Origin of the sequence: Bifidobacterium polysaccharolyticum (assembly GCF_016101585.1) — a bacterium.
GTDB classification, from domain to species: domain Bacteria; phylum Actinomycetota; class Actinomycetes; order Actinomycetales; family Bifidobacteriaceae; genus Bombiscardovia; species Bombiscardovia polysaccharolytica.
On record NZ_JACFQG010000001.1, the window covers coordinates 600,887 to 622,440 of the forward strand.

The following is a 21,554-nucleotide window of genomic DNA, read 5'->3' on the forward strand; positions in this document are numbered from 1 at the left end:
TCAGCAATCCACCGCCGGAAGAACATCGTCAGCGATATCGGCGTAGCCCTGCTCCTTGCTCTCCAAGTAGGCAGTCCAGGAATCCTGATCCCAGATCTCAGCACGGGTGCCCACACCGATGACCACAACAGAGCCGGTCAGCCGTGCATAGGATCGAAGCATGGGCGGGACCAGGATGCGGCCCTGCTTGTCAGGGACCTGGTCGACGGCGCCGGACAGAAATACACGCAGGTAGTCTCTGGCCGACTTGTCGCCCATGGAGGTGTGTTGGATGCGCACGGCCATCCGCTGAAATTCCTCAGGGGGCAACAGAGTGACGCAGCGTTCCTGGCCGCGGGCCATGACCAGGCCCTGACCTAGCTGAGCGCGGAACTTGGCTGGCAGAGCCAGACGGCCCTTGGAATCCATCTTGGGCGTGTAGGTGCCCAGAAGCATGGGCGGCAGGGAAGGCGAGGCGGCCTCTGCGTCGTATGTATCAGCCATGCCCCACCTCCAATGCCAGTTTGGTAACCAAGAGACGGCCCCATCGGGTAGCGTCCCCTACGCAATGCTCCCCACTTTACCCCACTTATCCCCATTGCTCACCACCATGGCACCACTTCAGGCCCAAACCCAACCATTTGCCTCACCAAAGGGTCCGCCTCGGCGTTTCGCCACCCGGCAAAGACGATGCGACCAAGGGTCTGCCGGGCTGAAAAAGTAGAGGTCGAGCGGTATATTGGATCATCCGATTTTTGAACATTCCACAGAACGGACACACATGTCGAGCTATTCCTCACAGCTGCATGAAGAGCAGGCGGCGGTGGACAAGGCCTACGGCCGTCTGGACGAGCTGCGGACGCAGGCCAGGACCAGACTGGACGCGGTTCGGGCCGCCGGCTCCCACGGATCCCCTACCCAGCGCACCGAGCGGGATTCCTTCGCCAACATGTATGAGGACCGGCTCACCCAGCTGCGGGCCGTGGAGGACCGTCTGGTCTTCGGCAGACTGGATACTGACCAGGGCAGCCGGCGATATATCGGACGGCTGGGCCTTCTGGACAGCAACCACGAGCCCATCCTGACCGACTGGCGGGCCGAGGCCGCACGCCCCTTCTACGAGGCCACACCGGCGGACCACGGTGACATCGTCATGCGTCGGCACATCACCCTCAACTTCCGCCAAGTCACCGGCATCGAAGATGAAGTCCTAGACTTGTCGGCCCCCGAGGTAGACAAGGCAGCCCAGGGCGGTACGCTTGCCGGCGAGGGTGCGCTGATGGCATCCCTGTCCAGCCGCCGGACCGGGCAGATGACCGACATCGTAGCCACCATCCAGGCTGAACAGGACCGGATCATCCGCTCCTCCATGACCCGCCCGCTGGTGGTCCAGGGAGGACCCGGCACCGGCAAGACAGCCGTGGCCCTGCACCGGGCAGCCTATCTGCTCTACACCCATAGGCGCAGACTGGAAAGTTCAGGCGTACTGATTGTCGGGCCTAGCAACGCCTTCCTGCACTACATCGACCAGGTCCTGCCCTCCCTGGGCGAGACCGGAGTGCTCAGTCGTACCTTGGGCGACCTCATCCCCGGCATCAGCACCGAACGGCAGGAGGATCCGCACGTGGCCCGGCTCAAGGGAGACATCCGCATGGCCGAGGCCGTAGCCAACGCCGTCGCCTCTCGGGAGCGGGTGCCTGCCTCCCTGCCCACGGTCAAGGTGGATGGGGTTGCCGTACCCATGCTTGCAGTTGACCTGGAGCAAGCTCTGGTCGATGCCCGACGCAGTCACCAGCCCCACAACAAGGCCAGAAACACCTTTGTGCGCTCGGCCCTGAACGCCATGACCGCCCGTTATGCCGAAGGAGTGGACTACGAGCCCGGAGCCGAGGAACTCGCCCGGGTCACCTCATTGCTGCGGCTGAACGACCAGGTTCGGAGGACCCTCAATCTGGCCTGGCTACCTATGAACCCACGCTGGCTGGTCAACGACCTCTGGTCCAGGCCGGATCGTCTGCGCCGGTTCGCCCCCTGGCTGACCCCGGAACAGATTGACCTGCTGACCCGCCAGGACGGCGCCGAATTGACCGTATCCGACATCCCCATCCTGGATGAGGCCATGGAACTGCTGGGCCCCGACCCACGCCAGGCGGATCGTGACCAGGCTGAAAAGGCACGTCGCGATGAAGAACGTCGGTTTGCCAGCGACACCTTGGCCCAGAACGGCATTGGCACAGGCATCGTGACCTCGCAGATGCTGCTGGATTCCATCAACGGCCAGGACGATAACCAGGCAGCCACTCAGGCGGCCGCCGACCGTGAATGGGTCTACGGGCACATCGTGGTCGACGAAGCCCAGGAGCTGACGGCCATGGACTGGAGGATGCTGGTCCGGCGCTGCCCTTCCCGGTCCTTCACCATCGTAGGAGACGTGGCCCAGACGGCGGCCCTTGGCGGCACCCGGTCCTGGGCCTCCACCATGGACACGCTTTTCGGACCGGACGGATGGGACCTGAGGCAACTGACCATCGACTATCGCAACCCTCGTCAGGTATCCAACCTGGCCTCCTCCTTCGCAGCCTCCGAGGGTCTCGAGGTTTCAACGCTCAAGGCAGTCCGCGAGGTTGAAGGATCGGTCAGCCACCTGCGAGCTGACGATCAGGCCAACCTGCTGGACCAGCTGCCTGCTCTGGTGGGCGAACTGACGGAACGCCATCTGGGCAAAGACGGTACCGGACGCCTGGCGATCATCGTTCCCAACGCTCTGGAAGCGGAGGTCAGCTCACGGCTGCATATTGATAAGGCTCAGGAGCACCAAATCTCGGTCACTACCACCGGCCACACCAAAGGGCTGGAATTCGATGCCGTGGTTCTGGTTGAGCCTGGAGCCATCCAGGATGAAGCCCCTTCCAGGCTGAGCGCAGCGGCCGACCTTTATGTGGCCATGACGCGACCCACTCAGGAGTTGGTCATCGCCCAGACTTCTGAGGATCAGAGGCTGCTGGATCTGGGATGATGTACCTGGGTGCCAGGCCTGCATCATGCCTGGCTCCTCTGTTTATTCCCCGTCACAGTTCAATCCCGCCATAGGCCAATCCCAACGCACGCCGACAGAGGCAACTAGCCTGCTGCAATGTGGACCTGTTCCGGTCACAATGGCCGGTGGCAAAATTGCTAATTTCAGGACTGCACAGTAGGAGATTGGCTTTCAGCAGACTGATCTTCAGCGCGCAGGGTGTCAATGGCCTGCTGGAAGTCCTCCAGGTTGCTGAAGTTGCGGTAAACCGAAGCAAAGCGCAGGTAAGCCACCTCGTCCAGCTCCCTGAGGGGCTTGAGGATGGCCCTGCCGACCTCTTCCGAATCGACCTGAGCCAGGCCGCGTGAACGCAGATCCTCTTCAACCTGCTGGCCTAGGAGCTTCAGGTCATTCTCATCGATGGGCCTGCCCTGACAGGCCTTCCTCACGCCAGAGATGACCTTGTCGCGGTTGAAGGGCTCAGCATTGCCTGAGCGTTTCATGACCAGGAGGATTGAAGTCTCCACCGTGGTGAACCGACGCGAGCATTGCGGACACTCACGACGACGCCTGATGGCATGGCCGTCGTCACTGATTCGCGTATCTACAACCTTGGTATCGGGATTCTGGCAGAAAGGACAGTGCATATGCAATATCATAGCGCCTAAGGACCGCAAGACCCACGTATACCGGGCCTATCAGCATACAACCCTGGACATACTCCTCGAATTCAGCTAGTGCATTCATCCATGCGAAAAATCATTGAAGTCCCGTCATTTATTTCCTGGATCGAAAAACACTGCCTCAATCGTCACTGGGAATCAGAATTCGGTCACCAACGCGCAGATTGGGCGAGGACATATTGTTGATCTGCATGATACGGTCTACGTTTTTTGTGACATCCTCGCCTTGCGGAGTGATCGAAGTCGCAAAGGACCAGACATTATCACCCGGTCGAACCGTTCTGGTGACAACCTCCTGCGGTCCTGGAGCGGAGCTGGCCGGTCGAGCCATCCATCCGACCCCAGCAAGGGTCAGAGCGCCGACAGCCAAAGAAACCGCGAATCTACGCACAATGACGCCTACAAAACCTTGCCCGGACACACATACTTTTGCAGCTCCAAGAAGACGAGCCATGACGGACGAGAACACAGATCTTACATACGCCCGGCAGGCCGAAAACAGGTTCGACGGCGCAGACATGCTGGAACTGGCACAGGTACGAACAACCATGGCACACCTCTTTCGAACATTTGTTCTATCGAACAGATGTTCTCATTCTGGCACCGCGATAGTCATTTGGCAAGGCCGATTCGAACATTTGTTTGATTTTTCACTTCAAGCGGGTTAGACTGAGTTCAGTTTCCTAGGAAAGGAGCCCATCGTGAGTACCATCCCTTTTGTCGGATCCACGCCCATGGGCTCTCTCAACCAATCCACTGCGTCTAAGAGCACCGACTCTCAGAAAACAGCCGAAACTTCAGCCATGAACACAACGAAAGAAAAAGCAGCCGGCGCCGAGAGCCTGAAGCATGGGTCCAGGCCCAAGCTGACTGATCGCCAGGCCAGGGTGTTGGAAGCTATCAAGCGGCACCTGTCAGAGCGTGGATTCCTGCCCTCCTATAGGGAAATCGGCAAAGACGCAGGACTACGCAGCACTTCTTCCGTCAAGCATCAGCTTCAGGTCTTGCAGGATCTGGGATACATTCGCCTGACTGCCAACAAGGGCCGTGCCATAGAGCTGGTCCAGGACCAGCCTGAGCCGACTGCAGGAACCGCCAGGATCGTGCCCTTCCCTGACACGCAGACCGACGAGGCCATCATGCAATCGCGCGACGTGCCCCTGGTCGGCAGAATCGCCGCCGGTCAGCCCATTCTGGCCGAGCAGCATGTGGATGATGTCATGCGTCTGCCCGAACGTCTGACTGGATCCGGCGAGCTCTTCATGCTTGAGGTCCACGGGGATTCCATGGTCGATGCCGCCATCTGCGACGGAGATTTTGTGGTCGTCCGCCGCCAGCAGGAGGCTGAAAACGGAGACATCGTCGCAGCCCTGCTGGACGATGGGGCCACGGTAAAGACCTTCCGCCGCGAGGACGGTCACGTTTGGCTGATTCCCCACAACCCTGCCTACTCCCCCATTGACGGCACCCACGCCGTCATCATGGGCAAGGTGGTCACCGTCCTGCGCAAAGTCTGAAGGCTACATGTCCAAATGCTCGCCGCTACTGTCCCGGTGCCCCTGCTGTTCTATCTGAAAGGTAGTGTGCTCGACCGAGACTGGGAAATGATCACGCAGGCAGCGTTGCATGCTGGTCAGAATACGTTCGTTTTCGACAGGCGAGGTGCCCTGACGCACAATCACGTGTGCTGTCAGCTGCGGCAGGCCGGTGGAGACACTGTTGGCATGCAGGTCATGAACCTCAAGTACGCCGGGTACGCCCTCTAGGTGCTTCCTGACCTTGGCCATATCAAGATCCGCTGGGGTCTCCTCAAGAAGTACAGAGACGCTGCTGGCCAGCAATTTGATTGCGCGGGGAATCATCAGCAGAGCAATTACGCCTCCCGCTACAGCATCGAATCCAGCCCAGCCGGTGACCATCATGACCACGGCTGATACCAGGACCGCCACAGAGCCCAATGCGTCGTTGACCACTTCGAGAAAAGCGGCACGCATGTTCAGGTTGTCCTTATGGCCGGAGGCCAGGACCAGGATGGACCCCACATTGGCAGCCAGACCCAAGATGCCGAAGAAGAGCAGGAGCCCCCGTTGCTGGACCTGGTCCCGCCCGGGTGACAAGAGCCGCAAGACGGCCTCTACAATGGCGTAAATTCCCACAGCCAACAGAACCAAAGCCCCGCCAGCCGCCGTGATGACCTCCAGACGGGACCAGCCCCAGGTCCGCCGATTTGTGGGGCGGCGTTCCATCAACACAGCGGTGACAGTGGATGCGATCAGCACGGCCATGTCGGTCATCATGTGCCCAGCGTCGACCAGCAAGGCCAGGCTGCGGGTGACCAAGGCGCCGACGACTTCAGCTACGAAGACCGACCCAGTTAGAGCCAAGGTCGTCAGCAACTGTCGACGATGGGCGGATCCGCCACCCTGAACAACACCTTCATGAGCGCTCATGCATACCCCGTTTCATCAATCACCAAGGTATGCCACCAGGGACTGCGAGGCAAGAGTTTCCTGTGAAATACTCAGAAACCGAACTTGCTTGCCGTCTCCTTGAGGGTCTCGGCGGAACGCTTCAGAGCGGCCAGCTCGCCGTCGCTCAGCGGGGTGTTGATGTGGGTGTTGACCCCTTCGCGGTTGAGCACGCTGGGCACCGACATGCACACGTCCGATATGCCGTGGAAGTCTTCCAGCAGGGAGCTGACCGGCAGAATCCGGTCGGTGCCGTTCAAGATGGACTCGATGATGTCCACGCCGGACATGGCGATAGCGAAGTTGGTCGCCCCCTTGCCCTCGATGATCTGGTAGGCGGCGTTCTTCACCTCCTGGTGGATCTCCTCGCGCTTGGCCGCATCCAAAGGCTCATGGCCGGGCAGTTCCATCCAGTCGCACATGGGCACGCCGCCGATGGTTGCCGAGCTCCAGAGCGGGACCTCGGAGTCGCCGTGCTCACCAGCGATGTAGGCATGAACGTTCTTGACATTGACCCCGGTCTGCTGACCGATAAGGTAGCGCAGGCGGGCGGAGTCCAGGTTGGTGCCCGAACCGAACATCTGGTTGACAGGCAGTCCGGACAGCTCCAGCGAAACCCTGGTGACGATGTCGACGGGGTTGGTGATCAGCAGGAAGATGGCATTGGGAGCCACCTCGACCATCTGAGGGATGATGGACTTCATCATATTGATGGTGGCACCTGCCAGGTCCAGCCGCGTCTGCCCCGGCTTCTGCCTGGCTCCGGCCGTGATGACCACCATGTCGGCATCGGCGCAGATCTGCGGATCGTCCGAGCCGTCGATGGTGACCGTGGGGTAGAAGCTGGATCCGTGCTGCATGTCGCGAACCTCGGCCTCAACACGCTGGGCGTTGATATCCTCAAGAACGATCTCTCGAGCCACGCCGCGCTGGGCCGCTGAAAAGGCCAGAGTCGACCCTACGGCTCCAGCTCCCACGATCGCTAGCTTGGTTGGCTTGATTGATGATTCCGCCATATTTTATGGACCTCTCTTATCGGAACCCGATAAACGGGTTTGCCGCTGACAACATACGTAGTCTACCCAGCATAGGTGACCTGGTTCGCTTCTGCCCTTACGAGTTCAGTCCGGACGATGGCGTGTCACCCGCTGGAGCCTGCAAGGGCTTCTGATCAATGGCCTGGTCAAGCACGGCAGCCGCCAGCCGGTCATCCACGTCAGCGCTCAGCGCAACCCCATCGGCCCGGTATTCCAATGAATCCACCCGTCCCAACTGCCGTACCTGCTCCAGCAGGGAGCCGCTGGTATAGGGCAGGATGGCCTGGACATGCACAGCAGGGGCGGGCAACAACTCCTCCACCCGCCTGCGCAGAGCTTCCAGACCCTGACCCTGCCTGGCCGAGACCAGGAAGGCCTCCGGCTCAAGATTGGCAAGCCGCTGTCGGGCATCCTGGTCGATCAGATCCACCTTGTTGAAGACCAGCAGGCGGGGAATGGACTCGGCGCCGGGGATGTCTGCCAGTACGGCGTCCACAGCTCTGATTTGGCCAAAAGGATCGGGGTGGGAGCCGTCCACGACGTGCAGAATCAAATCGGACTGCCCCACCTCCTCCAGCGTGGATTTGAAGGCCTCGACCAGCTGGGTGGGCAGGCGGCGGACGAACCCAACGGTGTCCACATAGACGTAGATCCGGCCGTCTGCCGCCTTGGTGCGCCTGACGGCCGTATCCAGAGTGGCGAAGAGGGCGTTCTCCACCAGTTCCTCGGAACCGGTCAGCCGGTTGGTCAGCGAGGATTTGCCGGCATTGGTGTACCCCACCACAGCCACAGCCGGCAGCTGGTAGCGCCGCCGGGATCCGCGCTTGACCTGACGAGAGGGGGCCATCTGGGCGATCTGGCGCTTCAGCCGGGAAATCCGCCGTCTGATGACACGCCGGTCTGTTTCGATCTTCGTCTCGCCTGGGCCGCGCGAGCCTATGCCGCCGGCCTGCCCGGCAGCCTGGCCACCAGCCTGGCGGGAGAGGGATCCACCCCAGCCACGCAGCCTGGGCAACATATACTCCAATTGAGCCAGCTCCACCTGGGCCTTGCCCTCGCGGCTTGTTGCATGCTGGGCGAAGATGTCCAGAATCAGGGCCGTCCTGTCGACCACCTTGACCTTGGTGACATCCTCAAGGGCACGTCGCTGGGAGGGATGAAGGTCGTCATCGGTAATGATGGTGTCGGCGCTCAGCCGGGCCACAATATCTGCCAGCTCCCGCGCCTTGCCCGAACCCAGGTAGGTGGCCGGATCCGGCTTGACCCGCTGCTGAAGCAGTCCGTCAAGCACCTCGGCCCCGGCAGTCCTCGCCAGGGCAGCCAGCTCGCGCAGGGACTCCTCGGCCTGACCGACCGTGGTCCGCGAACCCGACCAGACGCCGACCAGGACCACCCGCTCCAGACGGACCTTGCGGTATTCCACCTCGGTCACGTCCTGGAGCTCACCCAGCCCCTCGACATGGCGGAAGGCATTGCGCCGACTGCGCTCCTCCCACTCCTGATCCTGGTCCTGCCCGGCCTGCCCTTCACTGCCGGTCAGTACCTCGGATTTGTGAGAGAGCGGGTCCTGATGGGCATCGTCAACTGCTGAACCATGCTCTTGGGTCGGTTTTTCTTGGGTCAAAGGCACCTCTGCGTTGATCTGTGGACTAGGGAACGAATCCGGTATAGGCGGAATCATGACACAGTCTTTATTATCATCTTCTTAGCAGACATCAGCGGGTGCCCGAGGGACGGGCAGACTTCAAAGACGGATGGGATGGACATGACGCACAGGGACCATGGCAGCAGCCGGGGGCAATCCTCCAGGACCGAGACGGACGGAGGCGAACAGTACTTCGTGGCCCGTCCGGCCTCCCCCGACCAACGGCGGACCATCAAGGTGGACTTGGCCGACCGCACCTGCCAGGTGGAGGTCTCTCACGGGGTCTTCTCGTCGGGCAGGCTCGATCTGGGCACTTCGGTCTTGCTCAAACGCGTCCCTCAGCCACCGACAGAGGGCGACTTTCTGGACCTGGGCTGCGGATGGGGGCCCATCGCCCTGAGCATGGCCATGCAGTCGCCCAAGGCCAACGTCTACGCTGTGGACACCAACCTGCGGGCCCTGGATCTGACTGCCCGCAACGCCCGATCCCAGGACCTTGACAAGGTGCGCACCCTGACCCCGGAGCAGGTGCCGGACGATTTGCGCTTCGATCTGATCTGGTCCAACCCGCCCATCCGAGTGGGCAAGACGGTCCTGCACGACCTGCTGATGACCTACCTGCCCAGACTGAAGCCCCAGGGCCGGGCCTATCTGGTGGTCCAACGCAATCTTGGTGCCGACTCCCTGATCCCCTGGCTGGCTGACGCCCTGGGCCCCGGTTGGACGGCCGAGAAGTATGCCTCAGCCAAGGGCTACAGGATCATCGAGGTGGGCCGGGCATGAGGTTCGAGTATCCTGCCGAGCTACCCATCAGCGCGGCCAAGGAGGACATCGTCCATGCCGTGCAGTCCTCCCAGGTGGTCATCGTCTCGGGTCAGACCGGCTCGGGCAAGACCACTCAGATCCCCAAGATCCTCCTGGAAATGGGTCGCGGCGACCACGGCCGCCAAATCGTGCACACCCAGCCCAGAAGGATCGCCGCCAGAACCGTAGCTGAGCGCATTGCCTCGGAGACGGGCACCAGGCTGGGCGACCAGATCGGCTACCAGGTGCGTTTCACCGACAAGTCCAGCCGCAGCACCCGCCTGCGAGTGGTCACCGACGGCATCCTGCTTGCGCAGATCCAGGGCGATCCCCAGCTGCGGGCCTACGACACCATCATCATCGACGAGGCCCACGAGCGCAGCCTGAACATCGACTTTCTGCTGGGGTATCTGACCGCCCTGCTGCCCAAACGGCCCGACCTGAAACTGATCATCACCTCGGCCACCATCGATTCGGTCAAGTTCCGCGATCACTTCGCCAAGGCCTTGCACGCTAAGGTGCCCGTACTCGAGGTCTCGGGCCGCACCTATCCGGTCCAGACCCTCTATGAGCCCGCCGGATCGGCTCCGGCCCTGATGCGACACGTCCCCGGATTCGACTCCGAGGATGGCCAGGACAGGGAGGATCCGGACATTCCCAAGGCGGTGGCCCGGGCCTGCGCCGAGCTGGTCATTCACTCCACCCACACGGACGGCCCCAGGGACATCCTGGTGTTCGCCGCCGGCGAGCGCGACATCCGCGAGTACGAAACCGCACTGCGGCGCCATTTCGGCCCGCGGACCTCCGACATGCGCCGCCCGGACGCTTTGGAGATCATCCCGCTCTTCGCCCGCCTGTCGGCCAAAGAGCAGCACCGGGTCTTCGAACGCCACGGCCATCAGCGCATCGTCATTGCCACCAACGTGGCCGAAACCTCCCTGACGGTGCCGGGCATCCGATACGTGGTGGACCCTGGACTGGCCAGGATCAGCCGATACTCCAAGTCGGCCAAGGTCCAGCGGCTGCCCATAGAGCCCATCTCCCAGGCTTCGGCTGATCAGCGTGCGGGCCGTTGCGGACGTGTGGCCGACGGCATTGCCATCCGCCTCTATGCCAAGGACGACTATGACACCCGCCCCAAGTTCACCGACCCGGAGATCCTGCGAACCTCCCTGGGTTCGGTCATCCTGCACATGCTCTCGGTAGGCGTGGCCCATACGGCCGAGGATGTCACCGACTTCGGCTTCATCGATCCACCCGACACGCGGGCAGTCAGTGATGGTCTGCGTGAACTGACCGAGCTGCAGGCCATCTCCCGCCAGCAAGGCCTTATCCGGCTGACCAAGCTGGGACGACAGCTGGCCAGGATCCCCATCGACATCCGTCTAGGCAGAATGATCCTGCAGGCCGGCCAGGATGCCACCCCGGACACCCTGGCCGCCGTTCTGGTGGTCGTAGCCTTCCTCTCCCTGCAGGACCCTCGTGAACGCCCGGAAGAGAAGCGCGAGGAGGCCGACCGGATTCATGCCCGCTACGAGGACCCCTCCAGCGATTTCCTGACGGCACTGAACATCTGGAACCGCTTCTTCCCGCAGGACAAAGAGCCCTCCAACGGAGCTCTGCGCAAGGCCTGCAAGCAGGAGTATATGGCCTTCCTGCGCATGCGGCAGTGGCATGACCTTTACCAGCAGCTGACCCAGATGTGCCGGGGTCTGCATATGAAGGTAGGCTCCCCCGTCCCCGTCAAAGCACCGGATCAGGCCCTGCTGGCCCTGCCTATTGGGCAGCAGGCAGCCCATGCCCTGGTCTGCTCCTGGGACGACCAGGGCATCCACCGGTCCATGCTGGCCGGTCTACTCTCCAGCATGGGCATGCAGGTGGTCCACGAGCCCAAGGCTTCCGATTTCGCTGGCCTGCATGGCGCAGCACGGACCAAGGCCATGAAACGGGCGCGCCGGCAAGCCAAGAACGACTATCAAGGGGCGCGCGGCACGCATTTTGCCATCTTCCCCGGTTCTGCCCTGGCCAAGGCCAATCCGCCTTGGATCATGGCTGCCGAGTTGGTGGAGACATCACGGCTCTGGGCACGTTGCTGTGCGGCCATCGATCCGGCCTGGGCCGAACCGCTGGCCAAGTCCCTGACCAGGACCACCTACGCCGAACCCCACTGGTCGGCCTCCCGTGGCGCCGCAGTGGCCACTTCCAAGGTCCTGCTCTACGGCCTGCCCATCGTGCGCGACAGGACGGTCCAATGGGCCCGGATCAACCCCGGCCAAGCCCGGGACATGTTGATACGCCAGGGCTTGGTCCAGGGCGAAGTGCGCGAGCGCTTCCCGCATGACGGCTTCATCAAGGCCAACCGGCAGGTGCTCAGCGAGGCCGGCGAGCAGACCAGCCGGACTCGCCAGGTAACCAGCACCGTCACCGAGGAGGACCTTTACGATTTCTACCAGGAGCGCATTCCCCAGGAGGCCACATCACTGGCCGCACTGGGCTCTTGGTGGCGGAAGCATCACGATGCGGACCCGCACCTGTTGGACTTCGATCCTGACAAAGTGGAGCGTCTGAACGACCAGTCCGCCTCCTACCGACCCGGGGACTACCCCGACCATTGGCACACCTTGGGCATCGACGGTCGGCCCATGGATCTGCCCCTGACCTATCGCTATCAGCCGGAAGAACCGGATGACGGCATCACAGTTCACATCCCCTTGCACTGCCTGAACCAGCTGACACCCGGACAATTCACCTGGACAGTGCCAGGCCTTCTGGACGATCTGATCACAGCCACCATCAAGTCCCTGCCCAAGGCCCTGCGAGTCCAGTTCGTTCCCGCACCAGACGCCGCCCGGACCATCCGCACCTGGATAGACGGTCACTATCCCCTGCTGCCCGGCACCGACCCTGCGTCGGCAGAACAAGCCACCTACGGGTCGGCAGAACAGTCTGTACCCATGGATGAAAACGGTGCTGGAGCCATCCCCGCCGGGGGCTGGCCGGACTTCGAGCAGGCCTTCACCGCCGCAGCCATAGACACGATTGGAGCCCAGCTGCATCCGGAGGTCTTCACCCAAGCCAGGCTGGAACGACTGCCCGACTACCTGCGGCCCACCTTCCAGGTGGAGGATGATCGGCGCCAGGGTCACAGCCCCGGCCGCAAGAGCCAAGGCCACCCCAAGGTCCTGGGCCGGTCCAAGTCCTTGACCGACCTGCAACGTGACCTGGCCGGACAGGCCCGGCAGTCGGCCCGGTCCCGGGTGGACTCCCAGGCCAGCAAGGCCGCCCGTCAGGGTCAGGTGGTCAAAAGCGCCGATCTGCTCCACAAGTCCGGCGCCACGACCAAACCGCGCGAGGAACTGATCTGGCAGGCCGCCCTTGACAAGCTCCACCTGCCTGCACAGCGGATCTCCTCGCGCTGGCTGAGCCGGGAGGCCCTGATGCTGGCCTCGGCCCCCTATCCCGACACCTCCGCCCTGGCCGAGGACTTGCAGATGGCCGCCGTCAAGCGCCTGATCCCCCACACCGAGGCCATCACCAACGACCAGACCCTGCAGGAGGCTGTGACCGGCGTCAGCCAGGTCTACGAGGACACTGTCTACCAGGTGGCCAAGGATGTGGTCGCCATTTTGGAGACCTCGGCCCAGGTGGACAAGGCCGTGTCTGGCCCGGCCGATCTTCCCCTACTCTCTGTCCTGCAGTGGATACGCCAGCATTCGGCGGACCTGGTAGCCAAGGGCTTCATCGGTGCCGACCCGCCCTATGCCATCCCACGCCTGCGCACGTATCTGAAGGCGGATCTGATGCGCTTGGACAAGGCCCGCAGGGACAAGGACCGTGACGTACGATGGGCATGGCAGGCGCAGACCGCCCAGGATCTGGTAGACCAGGCGGCCAAGGCGGCCCAGGCTCTACCCGCCGGTCCCGGACGAGACCAGGCCATGGACCGTACGCGAAGGGGACGTTGGATGATGGAGGAGTACTTTGTCTCCATCTGGGCCCAGGAGTTGGGGACGGCCATCCCTGTCAGCCTGCAACGAATCAGGAAGGCGCTGGAAGAAAAACCATGAGCACAAGGCCATCGGGACGAAGACAAAGGGGCGGGACCAAACGCGGACGAATGACCCTCCGCCGCGCGCAGACCCTGGGGGCCACCCTGATGGCGATAGTCCTGGTGGTCGCCCTATGCATCCTGGCCGTCCGCTTCGTCTCCTACCGGCTGATGGTCGGCCGCGCCATCCGCCACCAGGAGCAGCTCTCCCAGGAGTACGTCTTCAATCCGGGCAGAATCATCACCGATCACCGCTTCCATGACACCTTGGACATGAATGCCGACGACGTCCAGGCTTTCTTGGACCAGAAGGGGGCATCCTGCAACGGATCCACCTGCCTGCGCAGCCTGCATATGGATGTCCCTGACCGCCCCAGCGACGGTCTATGTGATGCCTACAAGGGCGGCAAGGGGCAGAGCGCGGCTCAGATCATCGACGGGTCCGCCCGCTCCTGTGGGATCAGTCAGAAGGTCCTTCTGACCATGTTGCAAAAAGAGCAGCACCTGGTGGCCACAGACCAGCCCGCCACCCAGGTCCAGCTCAAGTCGGCCATGGGCCTTTCCTGCCCTGATGATGCACACTGTGACGCCAGCTATGCCGGATTCTTCAACCAGGTCTACGGAGCCGCCCATCGATTCCGCTACTACCAAGCCCATCGGGACCATTACGCCTACCAGACCAAGGCTCTGAACGATGTGCGCTTCAGCCCCGATGCCTCCTGTGGCAGCGGCAAGGTCTACATCGAGAACGATGCCACTGCCCTGCTCTACATCTACACGCCCTACCAGCCCAACGAGGCAGCGCTACGGGCAGGCGACGGCGAGGGCGACCGCTGCTCAAGCTATGGCAACCGTAACTTCGTCATCATCTACAACAGCTGGTTCGGCCGATCTGACCAGTAAGCCCCGGGTTCAAAGCTTGGGCAGGTAGTAGGCCAGCTCGTAGGGGGTGACCTGCCGGCTGTATCCGGCCCACTCCCGGTGCTTGTTGCGCAGGAAGTACTCGAAGGTCTGCTCGCCCAGCACCTGGGCCACGAAATCCGACTTCTCCATGACCTTGAGTGCCGCGTCCAGGCTGTCAGGCAGGGGCTCGATGCCCATGGCCTGCCGCTCGGCGTCGGTCAGCTCCCAGACGTCGTCGCTGGTAGGCTCGCCCAGGGTCATCTTCTGCTCGATCCCGTCCAGTCCGGCAGCCAGCAGCACCGAGTAGGCCAGGTAGGGGTTGGCCCCCGGATCCAGCCCGCGGAACTCCATTCTGGCCGAGTTGCCCTTGCCGGGCTTGTACTGCGGGATGCGCAAGAGGGCAGACCGGTTGTTGTGACCCCAGCAGACGTAGCTGGGCGCCTCAGCCCCGCCCCAGAGACGCTTGTAGGAGTTGACATACTGGTCGGTCACCGCGCAGATCTCGGCCGCATGGGCCAGAATGCCGGCGGCGAACTGCCGGGCCGTCTGGGACATGTTGAACTCCTGGCCCACCTCGTAGAAGGCGTTGGTGTCCCCCTCGAACAGGCTCAGATGGGTGTGCATGCCCGATCCTGGCTTATCGGTGAAGGGCTTGGGCATGAAGCTGGCGTAGATTCCCCGCTCCAGGGAGATCTCCTTGACCACGGTCCGGAAGGTCATGATGTTGTCAGAGGTGGTCAGGGCGTCGGCATAGCGCAGGTCGATCTCGTTCTGCCCCGGACCGGCCTCGTGATGGGAGTATTCCACAGAGATGCCCATCTGCTCCAGCATATTGACGCAGGCCCGACGGAAGTCCATCCCCGGGCTACGGGGCACGTGGTCGAAGTAGCCGCCTTCGTCGATAGGGGTCGGGACCTGGGACCAATCATCCTGGTTCTCAAACAGGTAGAACTCGATCTCCGGATGGGTATAGAAGATGAAGCCCTTCTCCTTGGCCTTGGCCAGGGCCCGCTTGAGCACGTGTCGGGGATCCCCGCTGCTGGGCTCGCCGTCCGGGGTGAGCACGTCGCAGAAGATCCGCGCTGTGCCCTGTGGCCCGCCCCTCCAGGGAAGTATCTGGAAGGTGGACGGATCTGGCTTGACGATCATGTCGTCCTCGGAGACCCTGGTCATGCCCTCGATGGCCGAGCCGTCGAAGCCCAGCCCCTCCTCGAAGGCCACCTCCAGCTCGGTGGGTGCTATGGCCACTGACTTCAGGGTGCCCAATACGTCAGTGAACCAGAGACGAATGAACCGGACATCGCGCTCCTCGACAGTGCGCAGCGCGAACTCCTCTTGCTTATCCATAGAGCTTATGCTCCCATTCCTATATTTCGCAGACTTGCTTATAGCGTTAACAATGACCCGAGACCAGGTTCAGCGCCTGTTCCAGGGTGAAGGCCCCCTCATAAAGGGACTTGCCCAGGATAGCGCTGTCCACGCCCCGATCGGCCAGGTCCAGAATCCTGCTCAGGTCATCCAGGCTGGATATGCCCCCAGAGGCGGTCACCTTGGCCGGAGTCCGGTCAGCCACTTGACCCAGCAAATCCAGGTTGGGGCCGGTCATCATCCCGTCGCGGGTCACATCGGTGACCACGTATCGGCTGCACCCGTCCCGGTCCAGTCGCTCCATGGCATCAAAAAGGTCCCCGCCCTGTCTGGTCCAACCCCGGGCGGCCAGGGTGTGTCCGCGTACATCCAGACCCACACAAACCCTTTCGCCGTAGCGACCCAGGACCTGGCTGGTCCACTCCGGATCCTCCAGAGCCGCCGTGCCGATGTTGACCCGGGTGGCACCTGCGTCCAGGGCAGCCTCCAGGCTTGCATCGTCGCGGATGCCGCCGCTGAGCTCCACCTTGACACGATCCCCCAGTTCGTTGACCAGGGCAGCCAGCTTGTCACGGTTGTCTCCGGTGCCGAAGGCCGCATCCAAGTCGACCAGGTGGAGCCACTCGGCACCTTGGTCGACCCAAGTCTTGGCTGCATCGGCAGGCTCACCGTAGACCTTCTCGGAGCCGGAGATCCCTTGCCTTAGGCGAACCGCCTTTCCGTCGCGGACATCGACAGCCGGTAAAAGCGTGAGCATCTCATTCACCTTTCTCGCAGGAGAGTCCGGAAGCCCCAGAAAGGGTCCGTACCCAATTGGTCAGCAACCGTGCTCCGGCCTGGCCGGACTTTTCAGGATGGAACTGAGTGGCGCTCAAGGGTCCGCATTCGTAGGCCGCCACGAACCTGCTGCGTCCATAGGTGGCCCAGGTAACCAGCGGTTCACCGAAAGAAGCACCCTGTGAAATCTTGTCAGACACTGACTGAGCTGACCTTGGCTGGCTGTCACTCGTCCGATTCAATGCTGACACTCGTAGGGACAAATCGGGCTGGGTCCCAACGGATCGGTCATCCCCCTTCGCCGCCATGGCGGCATAGGAGTGGACGAAGTAGAAGCGTTGATCCTGGACCCCTGCCAAGAGTCGTGTTCCCTGGGGTGCCTGGACACGATTCCAGCCCATATGGGGCACTACATCAGCGTCCAGTTTCGTCACACGACCGGGTATCAAGCCCAGACCGGGCTCGCTGCGGCCGTCCTCGTCCCCGAACTGGAACATGACCTGAAGGCCTATGCAGACCCCAAGAACCGGCAGCCCCTGGGCCAGTCGATCCAGGATGATGCGGTCGCCGCCGACAGCCCGTAACCCCGCCATGCAGGCCCCGAAGGCCCCCACTCCGGGAATGACCAGCCCGTCGGCCTTCATGGCCAGGTCCGGGTCGGCGCTGATTTGCGCATCAACCCCCAGCTGGGAGAGGGCATGCACCATGGATCTGACATTGCCGAACCCATAGTCAAGCACCTGTATCCTGGTCATGTTCCTCCTAGCCAAGCCGTTTGCTTGCGCGATTACTCGACGCGACCCTTGCGAGTCGATCCTCCGGCCCCGAACCTGGTGTGCGAGGCGATGATGCCCATGGCCTTCTCGCGGTTGTACTCCCCCGAGTCGAAGATGGCGGCCCCATCCTGGCGCAGCCTATCCACTGTGGTGGTCCCGATCATCAGGTCTTCTACGAAGTCTGCAGTGGCGGCAAAGAGGATGGGCGGCGCGAGCGTCTGTCCCGACTGCCCGCTGATCCATAGGGTCACCTCGAGCTTGTCGGCCCGGTTGACGGCCAGGATGGCGCTGAGCCCGGATACGACCGTGGTCAAATCGCGGATGGCTGCCTCGGGTCCGTCCCCGTCCAGATTTCTCAGGACGGCCACAGCACCCTCACGGGCCTGGATGCAATAGGCGGAGATATCGGATATCTGGCAGAAAGCCGCCAGAAGCTCTGCCGATGCCAGGCGTGTCACCATTACGGCGGCCTTGGCCCGGTTGCCGATCAGACCTTCAAGCTCTTGGTCGAAATCGGCAGCAACGCCATCAGCCCCATCCGGTTTCGCCGAAGATTCGTCAGCGGGCGCGGAATCCAAACCAGCCTCGTCATCCACGCCTGATCCGGAGTGATCAACGGGCTGATCCGCTTGATTCTGGCCCTCATTGAACTCAGCCTCAAAGCTGGCCAGAGCCCGCTCGACCTCTTCCTCACTCAGATGATGGCCGGAATCCGGCAGGTCTTGATCCCTGCTGTCATTGTTGTCGTATTCATCCGCGCTCATAGCGACCCCTTGGTGCTGGGGATGCCCTTCACCCTGGGATCAGGCTCCACCGCGAAGCGCAGAGCCCTGGCTACGGCTTTGAACTCTGCCTCGGCGATGTGGTGCGGATCTCTGCCCGACAAGAGGGTCAGGTGAAGGCAGATGCCGGCATGCAGGGCGATGGACTCCATGACGTGCCTGACCAGGGAGCCGGTGAAGTGCCCGCCGATCATGGCGTACTCGAACCCCTCAGGCTCGCCGGTGCAGACCGCATAGGGCCTGCCGGAAATATCGACCACGGCTCGTGCCAGGGCCTCGTCCAGAGGGACGGTGGCATCGGCAAAGCGCTTGATACCCCGCTTGTCGCCCAGGGCCTGAGCCAGGGCCTCGCCAAAGACGATGGCAACGTCCTCGACGGTGTGATGGACGTCGATCTGGGTGTCCCCGCTTGCCTTGATGGTCAGGTCGATCAGGGAATGCCTGCCCAGGGCCGTCATCATATGGTCATAGAAGGGAACCGAGGTGTCGATATCGGTCACCCCGGTGCCATCCAAATCCAGACTCAGGCTCACCTTGGATTCACTGGTCTGGCGGGTGATGGTGGCTGTTCTGCCTGCCATTGCTGCTCCTCCGCTTTCTGCCGCACATTGCAGTTCGCGCTGTATCTTCTGCGCGGCGTCTAGACCACCAGCATAGCCGTGCCGCTGGTCCGCATCCTCCTAGAACCGCTTGAGGACATGGACCAGCGTTTGGCGGAATCGCTCCATCTCCACGTCCGTGCCCATGCAGACCCTCAGATAGCCCTGGGGACCTACGGCCCGGATCAACACGCCTTCATCCTTCATGGCCTCGAATACGGCATCCCGGTCGGGGAAAATGCCGAAGAGGATGAAGTTGGAGGCCGAGGGAACCACAGTCAAGGGCTGACCATGGAACTTCTGTCCGGCCAGCCACTCGGCTGTCTGCCGACGGGTCTGGCGAAGCTGATCCACCCGAGCCAGCTGGAGGTCCGTGTGCTCCAGGGCAGCCAGGGCCGCAGCTTGAGTCAGGGCGCTCAGATGGTAGGGCATTCGGACGATGCGGACTGCGTCGACTATTCCTTGGGATGCAACCAGGTAACCCACCCTGGCGCCGGCGAAGGCGAAGGCCTTGGACATGGTCCGGCTGACTGCCAGATGGTCGTACTGACCAATCAGGCTGACCGCCGAGGGCGTGCCCGGGTCTCGAAACTCGATGTAGGCCTCATCCACGACGACGATGGGCCGGGCGGACGGGTCCGCGCCCGCCACGGGAATCTTAGAGCAGACATCCAGGAGCCTAGTCAACTGATCCATGGGCAGGGCCGTCCCCGTGGGATTGTTGGGGCTGGTTACCAGGACCATGGCTGGCCTCAAAGCCTTGATGCGCTCGATAGTCGTTTCAATATCCAGGCTGAAATCGGGCAGCCGGTGGGCCAGCTCCCAATCAGTGAAGGTGTCACGGGCGTACTCCTGATACATGGAGTAGGTCGGGTCGCAGCCCAAGGCAGTCCTACCCGGCCCGCCGAAGGCCTGGAAGAGCTGGAGCATGATTTCATTGGACCCATTGGCCGCCCAGATCTGCTTGGGTTCAAGCGAGGCACCAGACTCCTTCTTCAGGTAGACGGCCAGGGCCCGCCGCAGGTCCTCATGCTCCCTGTCCGGATAGCGATTGAGGCCGGGGGCCACCTGGCGCACACGCTGGCAAATGGCATCGACCACCTCCTGGTCCAGGGGGTAGGGGTTCTCGTTGACGTTCAGACAGACCGGAACATCCAGCTGGGGGGCGCCGTAAGGCTCCTCCCCTATTAGGTCCATGCGGAGGGGAAGATCAGCTGGTATGGCACTCACAGCAGACCAGCCTTCTCTTCGTTGGCTTCCAGGTCGGCTTTGTTGTAGGGGTCGTCCAGGAACCGGCTCAGGATGCACTCGCCATGGGCGGGCAGGTCTTCGGATACGGCAAAATCATTGATCTTGGCCGCGATGGGCTTGAGCCCTTCCTCGTCATATTCGATGACTTCGACAGGCTTCATGAAGGTGTGGACACCCAGGGCCACGTCGAACCGGGCTGTGCCGCCAGTGGGCAGAACGTGGTTGGACCCGGACATATAGTCGCCCAGAGGCACAGGAGAATAGGGGCCGCGGAAGATGGCGCCGGCATTCCGAATCCTGTCGATGACGGCATCAGGATCGGCCGTCTGAACCTCCAGATGCTCGGCGGCATAGGCATTGGCCACGTCGATGGACTGGTCGATCCCGTCGGTCAGGATGATTCCCGACTGGTTGCCGCCCAGGGAGGTGCGCACCCGGTCGGCATGCTCGGTTCGAGGCACCCTGCGCCCCAAAGCCTCCTGAACACCCTGGGCCAGTTCCTGGCTGTCGGTGATCAGCACCGAACCGGCAAGCTCGTCATGTTCGGCCTGGCCAATCAGGTCTGCAGCAACCCAGTCGGGGTTGGCCTGCTCGTCGGCAAGAATAGCAATTTCCGTGGGTCCGGCCACGGCGTCGATTCCCACCATGTCGGAGACCATCTGCTTGGCTGTCGCCACAAAGATATTGCCCGGGCCGGTGATCTTGTCGACCGGGTCGCAAAGAATCTCCCCATCCTGGGGCTCGGATCCCCTGGCCCCGTATGCAAACATGGCCACGGCCTGGGCACCGCCCACGGCATAGACCTCGTCCACTCCCAGAATGGCACAGGTGGCCAGGATGATGGCAGCCGGCAGACCCCGAGGGTCGTCAGAGGCGGGCGGAGTGGCCACGGCCAGGGAATCGACGCCGGCAATCTGGGCGGGCACCGCGTTCATGATGACCGAGGAAGGATACAGGGCCTTACCTCCCGGCACGTAGAGGCCTACGCGTTCGATCGGAATCCACCGCTCGCTGACCCGAGCGCCAGGTGCCAGGTCGGTGGCCATGGGCTTGGGCACCTGTGTGGTGCAGACCTTGCGGATGCGGGTAACGGACTCCTCGATTGCCGCCCTGACCTTGGGATCCAGCTGCCTCAGGGCCTCCTGCATGGCCGATGCCGGAACCCTCAGATCATGGGGACGCACATGGTCGAACTTCTCCTCCAGGTCGCGCAGGGCCGCTGCCCCATGCTCACGCACTTGATCAAGTATGGGCTGCACCTGGGCGCTGGCCTCCCGTGTACCCATATCGGCTCGGGGCATGGCGGCAAGGAGTTGGGCGCGGGACATGGTTTTCCCGCGCAGATCCATGGTTCTCATCATGAGCTTTGACATACTTTGATGGTAGTGAACTTTTGTGTCGCCAAAGCCAGCGACTCA

The 21,554-nt window shown here is 62.4% G+C and carries 17 protein-coding genes; 5 read left to right on the top strand and 12 right to left on the bottom strand.

Annotation, left to right across the window (positions count from 1 at the left end; translation table 11 throughout):
* Nucleotides 1-483 (bottom strand): division/cell wall cluster transcriptional repressor MraZ, encoded by a 483-nt coding sequence (gene mraZ, locus H3T90_RS02425; protein WP_198207184.1) that lies wholly within the window; start codon nt 481-483, stop codon nt 1-3.
* Between the two features lie 277 nt (nt 484-760).
* Between mraZ and H3T90_RS02430 the strand changes: the two genes are divergently transcribed.
* Nucleotides 761-2,995: a HelD family protein gene (locus H3T90_RS02430; RefSeq protein WP_198229465.1), complete on the top strand. Its 2,235-nt coding sequence runs from the start codon at nt 761-763 to the stop codon at nt 2,993-2,995.
* A gap of 164 nt (nt 2,996-3,159) precedes the next feature.
* On the opposite strand, the gene nrdR is transcribed toward H3T90_RS02430, so the two are convergent.
* Entirely contained in the window at nt 3,160-3,642 is a 483-nt protein-coding gene (gene nrdR, locus H3T90_RS02435) for a transcriptional regulator NrdR (RefSeq protein ID WP_046322678.1), read from the bottom strand.
* Nucleotides 3,643-4,481: 839 nt separating this feature from the next.
* Here nrdR and lexA point away from each other — a divergent pair.
* On the top strand, nt 4,482-5,195 hold the full coding sequence (gene lexA, locus H3T90_RS02445) for a transcriptional repressor LexA (protein WP_232346878.1): 714 nt from the start codon (nt 4,482-4,484) through the stop codon (nt 5,193-5,195).
* Nucleotides 5,196-5,198: 3 nt separating this feature from the next.
* Here the strand turns inward: lexA and H3T90_RS02450 are convergent, their stop codons facing one another.
* The 3 genes from H3T90_RS02450 to hflX all read right to left on the bottom strand — a co-directional run bounded on the left by H3T90_RS02450 (nt 5,199) and on the right by hflX (nt 8,864).
* Entirely contained in the window at nt 5,199-6,128 is a 930-nt protein-coding gene (locus tag H3T90_RS02450) for a cation diffusion facilitator family transporter (RefSeq protein ID WP_121913731.1), read from the bottom strand.
* A gap of 71 nt (nt 6,129-6,199) precedes the next feature.
* Complete coding sequence (locus tag H3T90_RS02455) at nt 6,200-7,162, bottom strand: L-lactate dehydrogenase (RefSeq protein WP_046322674.1); 963 nt, start codon at nt 7,160-7,162, stop codon at nt 6,200-6,202.
* A 97-nt stretch (nt 7,163-7,259) separates the two neighbouring features.
* Nucleotides 7,260-8,864, bottom strand: a complete 1,605-nt coding sequence (gene hflX / locus H3T90_RS02460; RefSeq protein WP_408610680.1) for a GTPase HflX — start codon at nt 8,862-8,864, stop codon at nt 7,260-7,262.
* An 84-nt stretch (nt 8,865-8,948) separates the two neighbouring features.
* On the opposite strand from hflX, the gene H3T90_RS02465 reads away from it, so the two are divergent.
* The 3 genes from H3T90_RS02465 to H3T90_RS02475 are packed head-to-tail and all read left to right on the top strand — an operon-like array spanning nt 8,949 to nt 14,583.
* On the top strand, nt 8,949-9,611 hold the full coding sequence (locus H3T90_RS02465) for a class I SAM-dependent methyltransferase (RefSeq protein WP_046323699.1): 663 nt from the start codon (nt 8,949-8,951) through the stop codon (nt 9,609-9,611).
* Nucleotides 9,608-13,699: an ATP-dependent RNA helicase HrpA gene (hrpA, locus tag H3T90_RS02470; protein WP_198229467.1), complete on the top strand. Its 4,092-nt coding sequence runs from the start codon at nt 9,608-9,610 to the stop codon at nt 13,697-13,699. Before H3T90_RS02465 ends, hrpA begins: the two co-directional genes overlap by 4 nt.
* The gene (locus tag H3T90_RS02475) at nt 13,696-14,583 is read left to right on the top strand and encodes a hemagglutinin (RefSeq protein WP_198229468.1); all 888 of its coding nucleotides are present in this window, start codon (nt 13,696-13,698) and stop codon (nt 14,581-14,583) included. The genes hrpA and H3T90_RS02475 overlap by 4 nt, the downstream gene beginning before the upstream one ends.
* Before the next feature lie 9 nt (nt 14,584-14,592).
* Here the strand turns inward: H3T90_RS02475 and glnA are convergent, their stop codons facing one another.
* The 7 genes from glnA to hisD all read right to left on the bottom strand — a co-directional run bounded on the left by glnA (nt 14,593) and on the right by hisD (nt 21,509).
* Nucleotides 14,593-15,930: a type I glutamate--ammonia ligase gene (gene glnA / locus H3T90_RS02480; RefSeq protein WP_110425037.1), complete on the bottom strand. Its 1,338-nt coding sequence runs from the start codon at nt 15,928-15,930 to the stop codon at nt 14,593-14,595.
* Nucleotides 15,931-15,976: 46 nt separating this feature from the next.
* Complete coding sequence (gene priA, locus H3T90_RS02485) at nt 15,977-16,708, bottom strand: bifunctional 1-(5-phosphoribosyl)-5-((5-phosphoribosylamino)methylideneamino)imidazole-4-carboxamide isomerase/phosphoribosylanthranilate isomerase PriA (RefSeq protein WP_110425036.1); 732 nt, start codon at nt 16,706-16,708, stop codon at nt 15,977-15,979.
* Nucleotide 16,709: 1 nt separating this feature from the next.
* Nucleotides 16,710-17,483, bottom strand: coding sequence for an imidazole glycerol phosphate synthase subunit HisH (gene hisH / locus H3T90_RS02490; RefSeq protein ID WP_198229469.1), 774 nt, complete (start codon nt 17,481-17,483; stop codon nt 16,710-16,712).
* A 32-nt stretch (nt 17,484-17,515) separates the two neighbouring features.
* Nucleotides 17,516-18,268 carry a hypothetical protein gene (locus H3T90_RS02495; RefSeq protein WP_198229470.1) on the bottom strand — a complete coding sequence of 251 codons (753 nt, stop codon included), beginning with the start codon at nt 18,266-18,268 and terminating at the stop codon, nt 17,516-17,518.
* Nucleotides 18,265-18,867, bottom strand: coding sequence for an imidazoleglycerol-phosphate dehydratase HisB (gene hisB / locus H3T90_RS02500; protein ID WP_198229471.1), 603 nt, complete (start codon nt 18,865-18,867; stop codon nt 18,265-18,267). The genes H3T90_RS02495 and hisB overlap by 4 nt, the downstream gene beginning before the upstream one ends.
* 99 nt (nt 18,868-18,966) lie before the next feature.
* Nucleotides 18,967-20,115, bottom strand: coding sequence for a histidinol-phosphate transaminase (locus tag H3T90_RS02505; protein WP_198229472.1), 1,149 nt, complete (start codon nt 20,113-20,115; stop codon nt 18,967-18,969).
* Complete coding sequence (gene hisD / locus H3T90_RS02510) at nt 20,112-21,509, bottom strand: histidinol dehydrogenase (RefSeq protein ID WP_198229473.1); 1,398 nt, start codon at nt 21,507-21,509, stop codon at nt 20,112-20,114. The genes H3T90_RS02505 and hisD overlap by 4 nt, the downstream gene beginning before the upstream one ends.
* Nucleotides 21,510-21,554 lie beyond the last annotated feature (45 nt).